General features: G+C 64.8%; 15 protein-coding genes. 3 read left to right on the top strand and 12 right to left on the bottom strand.

What is annotated here, in order from left to right; genetic code table 11:
* Nucleotides 1-366: 366 nt before the first annotated feature.
* Complete coding sequence (locus tag A5791_RS20595; RefSeq protein ID WP_067240774.1) at nt 367-1,128, bottom strand: alpha/beta fold hydrolase; 762 nt, start codon at nt 1,126-1,128, stop codon at nt 367-369.
* A gap of 58 nt (nt 1,129-1,186) precedes the next feature.
* On the opposite strand from A5791_RS20595, the gene mhuD reads away from it, so the two are divergent.
* Together mhuD and A5791_RS20585 are read left to right on the top strand one after the other, a co-directional pair.
* Nucleotides 1,187-1,507, top strand: coding sequence for a mycobilin-forming heme oxygenase MhuD (gene mhuD, locus A5791_RS20590; protein WP_067240772.1), 321 nt, complete (start codon nt 1,187-1,189; stop codon nt 1,505-1,507).
* Entirely contained in the window at nt 1,470-2,849 is a 1,380-nt protein-coding gene (locus tag A5791_RS20585) for a serine hydrolase (RefSeq protein WP_067240770.1), read from the top strand. Before mhuD ends, A5791_RS20585 begins: the two co-directional genes overlap by 38 nt.
* A gap of 34 nt (nt 2,850-2,883) precedes the next feature.
* Here A5791_RS20585 and A5791_RS20580 read toward each other — a convergent pair whose 3' ends face one another.
* Entirely contained in the window at nt 2,884-3,480 is a 597-nt protein-coding gene (locus tag A5791_RS20580) for a TetR/AcrR family transcriptional regulator (RefSeq protein WP_067240767.1), read from the bottom strand.
* Between the two features lie 84 nt (nt 3,481-3,564).
* Here A5791_RS20580 and A5791_RS20575 point away from each other — a divergent pair, with 84 nt between their 5' ends.
* Nucleotides 3,565-4,017, top strand: coding sequence for a hypothetical protein (locus tag A5791_RS20575; RefSeq protein WP_067240765.1), 453 nt, complete (start codon nt 3,565-3,567; stop codon nt 4,015-4,017).
* Between the two features lie 43 nt (nt 4,018-4,060).
* Here A5791_RS20575 and A5791_RS20570 read toward each other — a convergent pair whose 3' ends face one another.
* The 10 genes from A5791_RS20570 to A5791_RS20525 form a co-directional block, all read right to left on the bottom strand.
* Nucleotides 4,061-4,606, bottom strand: a complete 546-nt coding sequence (locus tag A5791_RS20570; protein WP_067240763.1) for a histidine phosphatase family protein — start codon at nt 4,604-4,606, stop codon at nt 4,061-4,063.
* Complete coding sequence (locus A5791_RS20565) at nt 4,603-5,409, bottom strand: CbtA family protein (RefSeq protein WP_067240761.1); 807 nt, start codon at nt 5,407-5,409, stop codon at nt 4,603-4,605. The genes A5791_RS20570 and A5791_RS20565 overlap by 4 nt, the downstream gene beginning before the upstream one ends.
* Before the next feature lie 44 nt (nt 5,410-5,453).
* A complete protein-coding gene (locus A5791_RS20560; protein WP_067240759.1) occupies nt 5,454-5,669 on the bottom strand; it encodes a CbtB-domain containing protein in 216 nt (71 codons plus the stop codon).
* A 266-nt stretch (nt 5,670-5,935) separates the two neighbouring features.
* Nucleotides 5,936-8,458, bottom strand: a complete 2,523-nt coding sequence (gene clpC1 / locus A5791_RS20555) for an ATP-dependent protease ATP-binding subunit ClpC (RefSeq protein ID WP_067240757.1) — start codon at nt 8,456-8,458, stop codon at nt 5,936-5,938.
* Nucleotides 8,459-8,781: 323 nt separating this feature from the next.
* Entirely contained in the window at nt 8,782-9,120 is a 339-nt protein-coding gene (gene lsr2, locus A5791_RS20550; RefSeq protein WP_067240756.1) for a histone-like nucleoid-structuring protein Lsr2, read from the bottom strand.
* Between the two features lie 113 nt (nt 9,121-9,233).
* A complete protein-coding gene (lysS, locus tag A5791_RS20545; protein WP_067240753.1) occupies nt 9,234-10,733 on the bottom strand; it encodes a lysine--tRNA ligase in 1,500 nt (499 codons plus the stop codon).
* 245 nt (nt 10,734-10,978) lie between these two features.
* The gene (locus A5791_RS20540; protein WP_067240751.1) at nt 10,979-11,803 is read right to left on the bottom strand and encodes a type III pantothenate kinase; all 825 of its coding nucleotides are present in this window, start codon (nt 11,801-11,803) and stop codon (nt 10,979-10,981) included.
* 2 nt (nt 11,804-11,805) lie between these two features.
* Nucleotides 11,806-12,225 carry an aspartate 1-decarboxylase gene (gene panD / locus A5791_RS20535; protein ID WP_067240749.1) on the bottom strand — a complete coding sequence of 140 codons (420 nt, stop codon included), beginning with the start codon at nt 12,223-12,225 and terminating at the stop codon, nt 11,806-11,808.
* Nucleotides 12,225-13,157, bottom strand: coding sequence for a pantoate--beta-alanine ligase (gene panC, locus A5791_RS20530; protein ID WP_156661528.1), 933 nt, complete (start codon nt 13,155-13,157; stop codon nt 12,225-12,227). Before panC ends, panD begins: the two co-directional genes overlap by 1 nt.
* An 8-nt stretch (nt 13,158-13,165) precedes the next feature.
* On the bottom strand, nt 13,166-14,004 hold an 839-nt coding region (locus tag A5791_RS20525), incomplete at its 5' end, for a Rossmann-like and DUF2520 domain-containing protein (RefSeq protein WP_067240745.1).

The raw sequence follows: 14,004 nt of genomic DNA, 5'->3' as shown, positions 1-14,004 counted from the left end.
TTCAATCACTCGGCTACGACACGCCGGTACCGATGATCAGGGCCCCGACTCGTACACCACTCTGCTGGACGCAACCCCGCCTCAGAGATTATGGCTGCAGACCACAATCCCCTGGGAGAATTCAACAAGTTGGTGTGAATCATTGGCTTTCATTGTGAATCCTTGGCTTTCGGCGTGAATCCTTGGCTTTGGGGGGGAATTCTTGGCGCAAATTCGCGCCGATTCCCGCCGTAGGTTCACACCGAACGCCGTAGGTTCACACCGAACGCCGTAGGTTCACAATCAACGCCATAGGCTCACACCGAACGCGTCAGAATCTCCGGCCTGACCAGGGAGTCCGAATTGGTGGTTTGCGTCTGCTCAGCATCATATGGTTGCGCGGAAAAAGGACTCCACCGCCTCCCGGTACACCTGCGGCGCCTCGTCGTGCAGCAGGTGGCCAGCCTCGGGCACACGCAGATAATTTGTCGTACAGTCGTTTCCACTCATCTCGACCATTTGGCCGGGTGGGGTGACCGAGTTGCCGGCCTCGAGCAGCAGGGCCGGCACACGCACGGCCAGCCATTGGCACCAGTAGTCGCGGGTACCCCATTCGGCGGCGATCTCAATCCACCGCGAGGTGTGACCGTGCAGCCGCCAGCCGGTGGTGGTGCGATCGAAGGCTTCCAGGAAATACTGTCCGGCGACGTCTCCGAACTCGGCGAATACCTCCTCTTCAGAATGGAATTCGACTGGCAGGGCATACAGCCACGGTTCCCAAGGGCCGGTGGTGCGGCCGCGAAAGTCCGGCGCCATGTCCTCGACCACGAGCGCCGAGACCAGCTCGGGGCGCTCCGCAGCCAGGCACCACGAGTGCAGCGCACCCATCGAATGCCCGATCAGCCTGGCCGGCGCACCCAGCGAGGCCACCGCGTCACCCAGATCGGCCACGAAGCGCTCGGTGCTGATCGGGTAGGAATCGATCACGTCGCGGCCCCGGTGCCACAGCGCGTCGTAGGTATACACGGTGCCCAACCGAGTCAGCCACGGAATCTGACGCGACCAAGTGGTGCCCCGGCCCATCAGGCCGTGCACCAGCACCAAAGGTTCGCCCCGTCCGCCGCGGCGGGTCAACAGGTCACTGGGCATACCACAATCTTGCGTGACCTGATCTTGAGCCGGACCGGCGGCACGGTAGCCTAACGACATGCCGCCAGTGGTGAAAATCAACGCTATAGAAGTACCCGCCGACGCTGGCCCCGAACTGGAGAAGCGGTTCGCCCACCGCGCACATGCGGTCGAGAACTCTCCCGGCTTCCTCGGCTTTCAGCTGTTACGCCCGGTCAAGGGCGAGAACCGCTATTTCGTGGTAACGCACTGGGAGTCCGATGAAGCATTCCAGGCGTGGGCTACCGGGCCCGCTATCGAAGCCCATGCCGGCCACCGGGCCAACCCGGTGGCAACCGGGGCGTCGTTGCTGGAATTCGAGGTTGTGCTCGACGTTGCCGGTTCAGGTCAGTCGGGCTAGCCGGCGCCGCGTTCGACACCGCATAGCGGCGCTGTGCGCCATCGCGGCATTGGTCGTGACCCTGACGCCGGGTTGCGCTCCGTCACCTGCCCCAGAGGCGAATGCGGCTAATCCGGGTCGACAGATCGACACCGGCACGCCTCCCGGACTGCGTGCCCAGCAGACCCTGGACATGCTCAACTCGGACTGGCCCATCGGGCCCGTCGGGGTCGGCACTCTTGCCGCAAAGGACAAGGTCGACATGGTCCGGACCGCCATGGAGGGGCTGTGGTGGGATCGTCCATTCACGCTGGCGGGCGTTGACATCGGGGCCAGCGCGGCCACCCTGCACCTGATCTCCTCATACGGTGCACGCCAGGACATCCGGATTCACACCGACGACGACAGGTGGGTCGACGGGTTCACCGTCGAAACACAGCCACCCTCGATCAAGTCATGGGCCGACGTCGATGCGGTGTTGAGCAAGACCGGGGCGCGGTACTCATACCAGGTCGCCAAGGTCAACAACGGCGAATGCGAGCCGGTAGCCGGCACCAACACTGGTGAATCTCTGCCGCTGGCATCGATTTTCAAGTTGTATGTGCTGCATGCACTTGCGGGCGCGGTCAAGAACGGGACAGTGTCCTGGGATGACCAGTTGACGGTCACCGACAAGAGCAAAGCCGTGGGTTCCTCAGGCCTGGAATTGACTGCTGGAGAGCATGTCTCGGTTCGCACGGCCGCCGAGAAGATGATTGCCAACAGCGACAACATGGCCACCGACTTGCTGATCGAGAGATTGGGTACCCGAGCCATCGAGCGTGCGCTGGTCACCGCCGGCCACCATGACCCCGGCAGCATGACGCCATTCCCGACCATGTACGAGCTGTTCTCCGTCGGCTGGGGACAACCAGACCTGCGCGGCCAATGGAAGCAGGCATCATCGCCACAAGTCCGAGCCGAGCTACTGCGACAAGCGAATGCCACTCCCTATCAACCTGATCCGACCCGCGCCCACGCCCCGGCATCGATCTACAACGCGGAATGGTATGGCAGCGCCGAGGACATCTGCCGGGTACATACGACGCTGCAGGCCGACGCGGTGGGCCAGGCCGCGCCGGTCAGGAAGATCCTGGCCGCCGTTGCAGGTATTCAGCTGGATCGCAACGACTGGCCGTACATCGGCGCCAAAGCCGGTGGTCTGCCGGGCGATCTGACGTTCAGCTGGTACGCCGTCGACAGGACGCACCAGCCGTGGGTGGTCAGCTTTCAGCTGAACTGGCCGCGCGATCACGGACCGACGGTCACCGGCTGGATGTTGCAGGTGGCCAAGCAAGTATTCGCTCTGGTGGCCCCGCAATAGCTCGTCTCCGGACGGCGGCGTAAAGCCAGCCGGACTAAGGCGTCGAGGATTGGCAGGTCCGGGCAACCTGCAGTGCCGCTCGGAAGGTGTCCAGGCACATCTGCGTCAGTTCGACTCGGGAGATCGTTTGCGACTCAACCCATTCCACGCAGATGGCGCGAACAAAGACCAGCCAACCGTGGACGGCGACGGCAGCGACCTGACGGGCGTGTCCGTGCAGACCGGTCGCGTCGAGGATGCGCTGGGCCACCATCGCCAATTCTTCGGCGATGATCGCCTGTATCACCGGATCGCCGGCGAGGGCACCCCGGTTCACCGTGAGCGCATCGCGAGGATTGTCTACGAAGTACTGGATGTGGGCGTCAACGGCGGTACGTAGTTGCTCATCGGCGGTGCGGTCGCCGGTCGGCGCGGAACTCGCCAACAGCCGATCGCTGGCGCGCTGAAAGATCGCCGCGTAGAAGTCGCGCTTGGTGGGAAAATACCGATACAACAACCGTCGCGTCACGCCCGCACGTTCCGCGATGTCCTCCATCAGCACATCCTCGTACGGACGTTCGGCAAACAGCGCGGCCCCTATGTCCAGCAGCTGGTCGCGGCGCCGCTGAGGGCTGAGCCGTTGCCGAGTCATCCATGCACCTTACTTCACATGTATGAACTAACGGTGGTACAGTCAGCTAGTGCACATACGTGAACTAGGGAGAGGAACTACGTCATGACCGCCACTGTTCCGCCGCCGACGGTCCCGGGTTATGTGAACTGGCTGTTCAAGCGCTTGCTGGGCTCACCGCTGCATCGCCTGGTCAGCGGCAACACGATGTTGCTGACCTTCGCGGGCCGCAAAACGGGAAACCGCTACGTTGCCGTGGTTCGCTACATCCGCCGCGCCGACCTGGTCGTCTGCTACACCGACAGCAAATGGTGGATCAACTTGCGCGGCGGGGCCCCCGTCGAGATGCTGATCGCGGGCCGGAAGCTGCGAGGGATTGCGACGCCTGTCGAGGATCGCGCGACGGTGGCGGCGAGTTTGGCGGAGTTCCTTTGCGCGACTCCCGGGGATGCGAAGTATTACGGAGTGCGCCGCGGCGCCGACGGGCGGCCTCGTACCGACGATATCCGTAAGGCGGCCGAATTCACCGCGATGATCGAAATCCGGATCGAGCCGTAATCCGGTCCGCGCGGTGGTCCCAGTCGCTGCGCTACGAGCCCGATCAGGACCACCGCAGCGTCCAGGCCCGGTCGCGGTAGTGCAGGACCGTGCGATCGCCCGGTGCAATGTCGATGCGCCAGAACGACGTCGGCGGGGCATCCAGCGCCACCAAGATCGCCGCGCGGATCACCGCCGGATGCGTGACCGCCACCGTCGGTAATGCGTTGTGAATCAACGACTTCAGCCATCCGGCAACCCGGCCGATGAGGCCGGCGATCGATTCGCCGCCGTGCGGCGCTTGGGTCGGATCCGTCAACCACGCCTGAAGGTCATCAGGCGGGATGCCCCCCAATGTTGTCCCGCGCCAACTTCCGTAATCAAGGTCCGCCAGCCGCTGGTCGGTGGCGGCATGCAGCCCGAGCAGCTCCGCCGTCTGCCGGGCGCGCAGCTCGGGTCCGGCCAGTTGGCTTGCGTTGCTGGGGATTTCGAAACGTCCGACCTGCGTATGTCCAATGGGGTTGAGCGGCTCGTCGGCGGGGAAGCGCCCGGCCGCCATCGCGTCGGTCATCCCATGCGACACCAACGTCAGCCGGATAACCTCGGTCACGTCGCGATACTCGATGCCCGTCCGCTCTGGGCCCGGCCGTCCAGCAACCGCCCGGCAAGCGTCGCGAAAACCAGGCCGATGGACGCCCACAGCACGAGCTGCGTTGCCAGCGCAACCAACCGGAATTCGTAGAGAACGTCGGCGGGAAAGCCGGGATAGACAATCGCACCCGAGGCGTTGCGCAATGGTTCCGGAGTCTCGTGCACCGTCGGCAACAGCACCAGGATCACGGCGATCAACGCCACGTAAGAACCCGCCGCGAGCAGGCCGGCATTCCACAGACCGCCGAACAGCGCCGCGAGCCGTCGGGCCAACCACACCGAGACGGCCGCAAGCATCACCGAGCTCAGCACAGCCACCAGATACCACCCGGTGCGCGCTCCGACCGTATCTGACTGGCCTACGGCAGGCGGGTTGGGCGGATACTTCACAAACGGCACCAGATAAACGGTGACGAACGCAGCTGCGGCCAGTCGCAGCGAAAACGGCCGTGGCGCAATATCTCTCGCGGAGTCTCCGGTACGCCCGTAGATCAGGCAGAACGCCACCGCGAACAGTGCGCCCATGGCGACACCGAAAGCCAGCACTCCGAAGCCCAAGCCGGCGTTGGATTGCACACCGCGGCTGAACAACTCAGCGCCGTGCTCGTGCACGCCCTGGGCATTCTCGGCTTCGGATCGACCATGCTCGAACGCGATGGCACGCCCAATTGCGGGCTCGGCGCACAAGCGGGCGAATACGAACGCAAGTACTGCTCCGACCGCGCCGGCCAGCAGACCGCGCGCGATCAGACGCTTCTCCACGCTAGGCGCGCCTTCTCTGCGATTCCAGCTTCTTCGATGTCGGCTCAGTGGCAGGGGAATCCGAGCAGATGCCTTGCGTCGTGCACGAATTCGTGCACGTGGGAGTCACTGCCGAACAGTGACACCGCTCCCTGGTCGATGCCGACGAAGTACAGCGTCAACAGCGCCAGGAAGACGGTGGCCGCCAGCCAGAGCGCCGCACTTGTCGCCGACAGATCCACCGCTGCGATCCTGGCGCCGGTTGTCTCGCTATTGGCCACTGGTTACTCCTTCTGGGATGTCGCGTCCCGCTTAGGTGTCGGTGACGAGCTTCGGGTCTGACTTTGCACAGTGGCGCGACCGTTCTGGAATTTCACCAGATTCCGCGACCCGTCTACAACATCCGTCAGTCTAGACCGGCGCCCACGGCAGCCCACAAGCGTCCCGACCACATTGACACTGCGTCTACGGCGCGGAAGTGCGAGTGCGGCGCGCCGCCACCGCAGAATCAAAGCCGTCACCGCAGTCTCGATGCGGCCTACTCGCGCTACTTGCTGTGCGCTCCAGCTTTCGCCAGATCGGGCTCGGCCGGCGGCTTGCGGGTTCCGGTGAACGTGAACACCGCGTCCTCGCCGGAGCCTTCGCCGTCCCAGTTGTCCACGTCGACGGTGACGATCTGTCCCGGCCCGACCTCCTCGAAGAGAATCTTCTCGGACAGCTGGTCCTCGATCTCGCGCTGAATGGTGCGCCGCAGCGGACGCGCGCCCAGCACTGGATCGAAGCCACGCTTGGCCAGTAGCGACTTGGCCTTGTCGGTCAGCTCCAGCGCCATGTCTTTGCCCTTGAGCTGGGTGGCGACCCGGCCGATCATCAGGTCGACCATCTGGATGATCTCGTCGCGAGTCAGCTGGTGGAAGACGATGATGTCGTCGATGCGGTTGAGGAACTCCGGCCGGAAGTGCTTCTTGAGCTCGTCGTTGACCTTCTGCTTCATCCGCTCGTAGTCGTTGTCACCGCCACCCTTGGTGAAGCCCAGACCGACCGGCTTGGAGATGTCGGAGGTGCCGAGGTTGGACGTGAAGATCAGCACGGTGTTCTTGAAGTCGACCGTGCGGCCCTGCCCGTCGGTGAGCCGACCGTCCTCCAGAACCTGCAAGAGGCTGTTGTAGATCTCCTGGTGTGCCTTCTCGATCTCGTCGAACAGCACCACGCTGAACGGCTTGCGCCGCACCTTTTCGGTGAGCTGGCCGCCCTCCTCGTAGCCGACATACCCAGGCGGAGCGCCGAAGAGCCGCGACGCGGTGAACCGGTCGTGGAACTCGCCCATGTCGATCTGGATGAGCGCGTCGTCGTCGCCGAACAGGAAGTTCGCCAGCGCCTTGGACAGCTCGGTCTTACCGACACCGGACGGGCCGGCGAAGATGAACGAGCCCGACGGGCGCTTGGGGTCCTTCAACCCGGCGCGGGTGCGGCGGATCGCCTTGGAGACGGCCTTGACGGCATCCACCTGGCCGATGATCCGCTTGTGGATCTCATCCTCCATGCGCAACAGCCGGGTGGTCTCGGCCTCGGTGAGCTTGAACACCGGGATGCCGGTCCAGTTGCCCAGCACCTCGGCGATCTCGTTGTCGTCGACCTCGGCTACCACGTCGAGATCACCTGAACGCCATTGCTTCTCGCGTTCCCCACGCTGAGCCACCAGTTGCTTCTCGCGGTCGCGCAGGCTGGCCGCCTTCTCGAAGTCCTGCGCGTCGATCGCGGACTCCTTCTCCCGGCGCGCCTCGGCGATCTTCTCGTCGAACTCACGCAGGTCCGGTGGCGCGGTCATCCGGCGGATCCGCATCCGGGCACCGGCCTCGTCGATCAGGTCGATCGCTTTGTCCGGCAGGAACCGGTCGTTGATGTAGCGGTCGGCCAGAGTGGCCGCCGCCACTATCGCGGCATCGGTGATGGACACCCGGTGGTGCGCCTCGTAGCGGTCCCGCAGACCCTTGAGGATCTCGATGGTGTGCTCCACCGTCGGCTCGCCGACCTGCACCGGCTGGAAGCGGCGCTCCAGCGCGGCGTCTTTCTCGATGTACTTGCGGTACTCGTCGAGGGTGGTGGCACCGATCGTCTGCAGTTCGCCGCGGGCCAGCTTGGGCTTGAGGATGCTGGCCGCGTCGATCGCGCCCTCGGCGGCACCAGCACCCACCAGGGTGTGCAGCTCGTCGATGAAGAGGATGATGTCGCCGCGGGTGTTGATCTCCTTGAGCACCTTCTTCAGGCGTTCCTCGAAGTCACCGCGGTAGCGCGAGCCGGCTACCAGCGATCCCAGGTCCAGGGTGTAGAGCTGCTTGTCTTTCAGCGTCTCGGGGACCTCGCCGTGCACGATCGCCTGTGCGAGTCCTTCGACCACGGCAGTCTTGCCGACGCCGGGCTCACCGATCAGCACCGGGTTGTTCTTGGTGCGCCGGGAAAGAACCTGCATCACCCGCTCGATTTCCTTCTCGCGGCCGATTACCGGGTCCAGCTTGCCCTCCATCGCGGCGGCAGTCAGGTTGCGGCCGAACTGGTCGAGAACCAGCGACGTGGACGGGCTGCCGGATTCGCCGCCCCGGCCACCGGTGCCGGCTTCGGCGGCTTCCTTGCCCTGGTAGCCGCTCAACAGCTGGATCACCTGCTGGCGCACCCGGGTCAGCTCGGCGCCCAGCTTCACCAGAACCTGGGCGGCCACACCCTCGCCCTCGCGAATAAGTCCCAGCAAAATGTGCTCGGTGCCGATGTAGTTGTGGCCGAGCTGCAGGGCCTCCCGCAGACTCAGCTCGAGAACCTTCTTGGCGCGCGGCGTAAAGGGGATGTGCCCTGACGGTGCCTGCTGGCCCTGTCCGATGATCTCCTCGACCTGACTGCGAACGCCTTCCAGCGAGATGCCCAGCGACTCCAGCGACTTGGCGGCGACGCCCTCACCTTCGTGGATCAGACCCAACAAGATGTGCTCGGTCCCGATGTAGTTGTGGTTGAGCATCCGGGCCTCTTCTTGGGCCAGGACGACCACCCTGCGGGCACGGTCGGTAAATCGTTCGAACATCGGTGGTTACCTGCTCTCCCTCACCATCGGTACAACCTCATTACGGCCCCTTTGTGGCCCCTATAGTCCGTGGGGCCGGAATCGCGTACCTGCCGTCCACTGTAATGGTCGGCCTGCCAGGGTTCCTAACCTTGACGGTTCCCCAGCACTGCCGAAGCACTCCGAAAGAACTCCGCAGAACCCGTCGAACCGAGCCGTACCTACAGCAACGAGGAAAACCGCCGAATCGTTTCCCGAGTCGCCGGCGAACCGTTCGCCGCCAGCGAAAGTCCCAAAAAGACAGAAGCCCGGGCCTAGTGGCCCGGGCGCCGGTCTGCAGTTTGTCAGGTGGCCGCGTGGAACGCGTCGATGACGTCGGCCGGGATACGGCCGCGGGTCGACACGTTGTGGCCGTTGCGACGGGCCCATTCCCGGATCGCCGCGCTCTGCTCACGGTCGATCGCGCCACGGCCCCTAGTCGAGCCGGAACGTCCACGTCGCCGTCCGCCGACACGGCGCCCGGCAGCTACCCATTGCTTCAGGTCGTTGCGCAGTTTCGCAGCATTCTTGGAAGAAAGATCAATCTCATAGGTCACCCCGTCAAGCCCGAATTCGACCGTTTCATCGGCGGCGCCCGCACCATCGAAATCATCGACCAAGGTGACGGTCACTTTTTTCGCCATCGGCTTACCCTCGCGTTTCTTCCTGTGCAGTTCCTGTGCAGTTTGGATAGACTCCCCGCCACCAATCTGCCATACGAGTGCAGAATACTCAATCCGAACACAAGACGCATAGTTCAGTTGGAGTGTGGCCGCACAATCGGGAACAAAACTGTGTCTCGAATTGACAGGCCGGTCAAAGACATCAACAACCGATCGATGCCCATTCCGGTTCCGGTACACGGCGGCATCGCATACTCCAACGCAGCGAGAAAATCTTCGTCCAGTGCCATCGCCTCATCGTCACCCGCGGCAGCGGCGCGGGCTTGTTCGACGAATCTTTCGCGCTGCACAACCGGATCGGTCAATTCGGAGTAACCCGTGGCGAGTTCGACGCCGCGCAAGTACAGATCCCACTTCTCGGTTACCCCTGCGATACTGCGATGCTGTCGAGTCAATGGCGTTGTCTCAACAGGAAAGTCCTTGACAAAGGTGGGCGCTGTGAGGTTCTTGCCGACCGAATGCTCCCATAGTTCCTCGACGAGTTTGCCGTGTCCGTAGCCCCGGTTCTGCGGGATCTCGACACCGAGCTGATCCGCTATGGCGGTTAGCCGACCGAGTGTGGTCTGCGGTGTGATCTCTTCGCCGAGTGCCGCCGACAGAGACGGATACATTTCTATCGACGCCCATTCTCCGTCTATGTCGTAGACACTCCCATCGGGCAGTGGAAGTTGTCTGGTCCCGATCGCTTCATCAGCTACCTCTTGAATAAGCTCACGCGTGACGACTGCCGAATCCTCATACGTTCCATAGCTCTGGTAGGTCTCGAGCATGGAAAATTCCGGTGAATGCGTGGAATCGGCTCCTTCGTTTCGGAACACACGATTAAGTTCGAAGACCTTGTCGAAACCGCCGACGACGCAGCGCTTGAGGAACAGTTCCGGCGCGATCCTCAGGTAGAGATCGATGTCCAAGGCATTGGAATGCGTGATGAACGGGCGAGCCGCCGCACCACCGGCCAGCGTCTGCAACATAGGCGTCTCGACTTCGAGGAAGCCGCGCCGTTCAAGCGCATTTCTTATGGCGCGGACAACCGCGATCCGTTGCCGGGCCACCGTGCGCGCTTGCGGGCGAACGATCAGGTCCACATACCGCTGCCGGACCCGGGATTCTTCGCTCATCTCCTTATGCGCGACGGGCAGCGGCCGCAACGACTTGGACGCCATCTGCCAGCAGTCGGCCAGAACGGACAATTCGCCGCGTCGTGAGCTGATCACATTGCCGTGGACGTAGACGATATCCCCCAGATCGACGTCGGCCTTCCAATCGTCGAGGGCTTTTTGACCGACTTTGTCCAGGCTGATCATCACCTGCAGCTGGGTGCCGTCGCCGTCCTGGAGTGTCGCAAAACACAATTTCCCGGAATTGCGGGCGAACATGACCCGGCCCGCTACCCCGACTACGTCGTCGGTGGTCGTGTCCGTCGGCAGGTCGGGGTATGCGGCGCGAATCTCGGCCAGGGTGTGGGTGCGTCCCACCTCGACCGGGTAAGGCTCACGGCCCTCCGCCAACAGTTGAGCGCGCTTGTCCCGACGGATCCGCAGCTGCTCTGGAATGTCTGGGTCGGCTGAGCTCACGACGTGCCAGCTTAAATCAACTCTTGCGGACGAAGCATCGAGCCTGCTTCGGGTGTGAACTGAGGGCGTCAGCTGTGGACTGATGGCGTTAGGTGTGAACTGACGGCGTTGGCTGTGATCGCAGGGGCGGGATCCTGGCGAATTTCTCGCCCTAGGATCACCCGCGACGCCCTGCATGCACACTCAAGGTCCGCCAGTTCACGTCTAGCCTGCGAGCTGGCCAACGCACGAAAGCCGGCAAGTGATCAGCGTGCCGTCTTCAACCGCCCGCGCTGGGCGTCCCTGTTGCGCTCGAAGACGAGATGCAGGCCGTGCAGGGTCAGGTGCTGGTCGTAGTGGTCGACGGTGTGCAATTCGGGCAGCAGCAGCGGCGCCGTGTGGCCGGTTGCCACCACCGCCACCTTGTCGCCCAAGTCGCCGGAGAAGCCGTCCACGTCCTCACGGATGCGCCCGACCAGGCCGTCGACCAGACCGGCGAAGCCGAACACCGCACCGGCCTGCATGCATTCGACGGTGTTCTTGCCGACCACCGAACGGGGGCGGGCCAATTCGACCCGGCGCAGGGCCGCAGAGCGGGCCGCCGCGGCGTCCGACGACACCTGAACGCCGGGAGCGATCGCGCCGCCGAGGAATTCGCCCTTGGCCGACACCACGTCCACGCAGATCGACGATCCGAAGTCGACGACGATTGCGGCCCTGTTGAACCGGTGGAAGGCGGCCAGGCAGTTCACAATCCGGTCGGCGCCCACTTCTTTCGGATTGTCGACCAGCAGGGGGATGCCGGTACGCACACCCGGTTCGATCAGCACGTGCGGCACCGACGGCCAATACTGGTCGAGCATCACCCGCACCTCGTGCAGCACCGACGGCACGGTGGACAGCGCGGCCGCGCCGGTGAGGCGCTCGGAGTCGTCGCCGATCAGCCCGTCGATTGTCAGCGCCAGTTCATCGGCGGTCGCCTCAGACTCAGTGCGAATCCGCCACTGCTGCAATACTTTTGCGTTCTCTTTGGTTCCGGTCAGCAGCCCGACGACGGTGTGCGTGTTGCGGACGTCGATCGCCAGCAGCACGGCTACCGCACACCGATCCGAGGGTCTAACAGCTCGGCCGCGTCAGGGGGTACGAAAGCCGGGTCGTGGCCCAGGTCGATCTGCTTGTTGTGGGCGTCGACGAAGACGATCCGCGGCTGGTAGGCCCGCGCCTCGGCATCCTCCATGGTTCCGTACGCGATCAGGATGACCAGATCGCCGGGATGAACGAGATGCGCTGCGGCACCGTTGATTCCGATCACGCCACTGCCCCGCTCACCGGTGATCGCGTAAGTGACCAGCCGAGCGCCGTTGTCGACGTCCACAATGGTCACCTGTTCGCCCTCGAGCAGGTCCGCGGCGTCCATCAGGTCGGCGTCGATGGTGACCGAGCCAACGTAGTGCAGGTCCGCCTGGGTGACCGTGGCACGGTGAATCTTCGACTTCAGCATCGTCCGTAACATCAGTTCCTCCAATGTGATTGGGCCGAATCGGGCTGCAGCCCGGCCGGCCTGGATGCGCCGGCGAGGGTTCCTATCTCGATCGCGATGTTGTCCAGCAGCCTGGTGGTGCCGAGCCGGGCGGCGACCAGCAGCCGACCCGCTCCGCAGGCGGGCGCCGGGCCGAGGTCGACGCCGCGCACTTCCAGGTAGTCGACTGCCAGCGCGGGCACGGCGTCCAGCACGGCACCAGCCGCGTCCAGAGCGGCCTGCGCACCTGCCGGGGCGGCATTCATGCCGGCCAGCAGCGCCGCTGACAGCGTTCCGGCCAGCTCCCGCTGCGCGGGGTCGAGGTAGCGGTTGCGCGACGACATCGCCAGCCCGTCGGCTTCCCGCATGGTCGGCACGCCGACCGCCGCGACATCGAGGTTCAGGTCGGCCGCCATCTGCCGGATCAGCACCAGCTGCTGATAGTCCTTCTCGCCGAAGAACACCCGGTCGGGACGCACGATCTGCAGCAGCTTCAGCACGACGGTCAGCACCCCGGTGAAATGCGTCGGCCGCGGCCCGCCCTCGAGTTCGGCGGCCAGCGGACCAGGCTGCACGGTGGTGCGCAGGCCGTCGGGATACATCGCGGCCGCCGTCGGCGCGAACACGATCTCGACGCCCTCACCGCGCAGCAACGCCAGGTCGTCGTCGAGCGTCCGCGGATAGGCGTCGAGGTCTTCGCCGGCCCCGAACTGCAGTGGGTTGACGAAGATGGACACCACGACCACCGAGCCGGGCACCCGTTTGGCGGCCCGGACGAGGGACAGGTGCCCGTCGTGCAATGCACCCATGGTGGGCACCAGCATGATCCGGCGGCCGGTATGCCGCAGCGCGCGGCTGACGTCGGTGACGTCGCGCGGGTTCTGGTAGACGTTGAGTTCGCCGGGCCTGAAGGCTGGCGGCCTGATCGCTTTGGTCATGCCGTGAGCACCTCGACGACGTCGCCGGGGGCATGGGCGCGCAGGGCGGTCCGCAGGGCGTTCACCCGATACGCGTGGGCCAGTTCCGGGTCGACCCGCTCCAGGGCGGCCAAATGGCCGGCGACGGCGGCAGCGTCGCCGCGGGCGACAGGGCCGGTCAACGCGGCCTGGCCGCGCTGCAGGGTGTTCTCCAGCGCCGCCCGGGCCAGCGGCCCGACGATGCGTTCGGCGATGCCACCCGGCTGGTCGTCCACACTTTGTTGACCGAGCAGTTCGCTGCCGCGCAGGGCCGCGCGCAACGCCTCGAGCGCGTCGGCCAGCACTGTCACTACATGGTTGCTCGCGTGGGCCAGCGCAGCGTGGTAGAGGACGCGTGCGTCCTCACGGACGCAGAACGGCTCGCCGCCCATCTCCAGCACCAGCGACTGAGCGATCGCATGTCCGACGTCGTCGGCCGCGGTGATTCCGAAACAGGTGTCCGGCAATCGGCTGATGTCCTCGTCGGAGCCGGTAAAGGTCATCGCAGGGTGAATGGCCAGCGGGATGCAGTCCGGCGCCAGCGGCGCGAGGATCGCGATCCCGTTGGCGCCGGACGTGTGCGCGACGATCGTTCCGGCCCGCACCGCCGCGGTGGCGGCCAGGCCGGACACCAGCCCGGCGAGTTCGCTGTCCGGGACCGCCAGCAGCAGCAACTCGGCGGCGGCCGCGACCTCGGGCGGCGGAAGCACCGGGGTATCTGGCAGGCGGCGCTGAGCCCGCAGTCGCGACGTCTGAGAGATGGCGCTGCACGCCACTACGACGTGGTCGGCGCGTTCCAGCGCGACACCCAGTGCGG

Origin of the sequence: Mycobacterium sp. 852002-51163_SCH5372311, from assembly GCF_001667115.1 — a bacterium.
Taxonomy (GTDB): Bacteria; Actinomycetota; Actinomycetes; order Mycobacteriales; family Mycobacteriaceae; genus Mycobacterium.
This window is presented reverse-complemented; position numbering and strand designations above follow the sequence as displayed.

Bases quoted from the DNA above. Each gene is read 5' to 3' on its own strand.
- clpC1 (WP_067240757.1), bottom strand. From the start codon at position 8,458: ATGTTCGAACGATTTACCGACCGTGCCCGCAGGGTGGTCGTCCTGGCC.
- mhuD (WP_067240772.1), top strand. From the start codon at position 1,187: ATGCCGCCAGTGGTGAAAATCAACGCTATAGAAGTACCCGCCGACGCT.
- A5791_RS20575 (WP_067240765.1), top strand. From the start codon at position 3,565: ATGACCGCCACTGTTCCGCCGCCGACGGTCCCGGGTTATGTGAACTGG.
- lsr2 (WP_067240756.1), bottom strand. From the start codon at position 9,120: ATGGCGAAAAAAGTGACCGTCACCTTGGTCGATGATTTCGATGGTGCG.
- A5791_RS20580 (WP_067240767.1), bottom strand. From the start codon at position 3,480: ATGACTCGGCAACGGCTCAGCCCTCAGCGGCGCCGCGACCAGCTGCTG.
- panD (WP_067240749.1), bottom strand. From the start codon at position 12,225: ATGTTACGGACGATGCTGAAGTCGAAGATTCACCGTGCCACGGTCACC.
- A5791_RS20595 (WP_067240774.1), bottom strand. From the start codon at position 1,128: ATGCCCAGTGACCTGTTGACCCGCCGCGGCGGACGGGGCGAACCTTTG.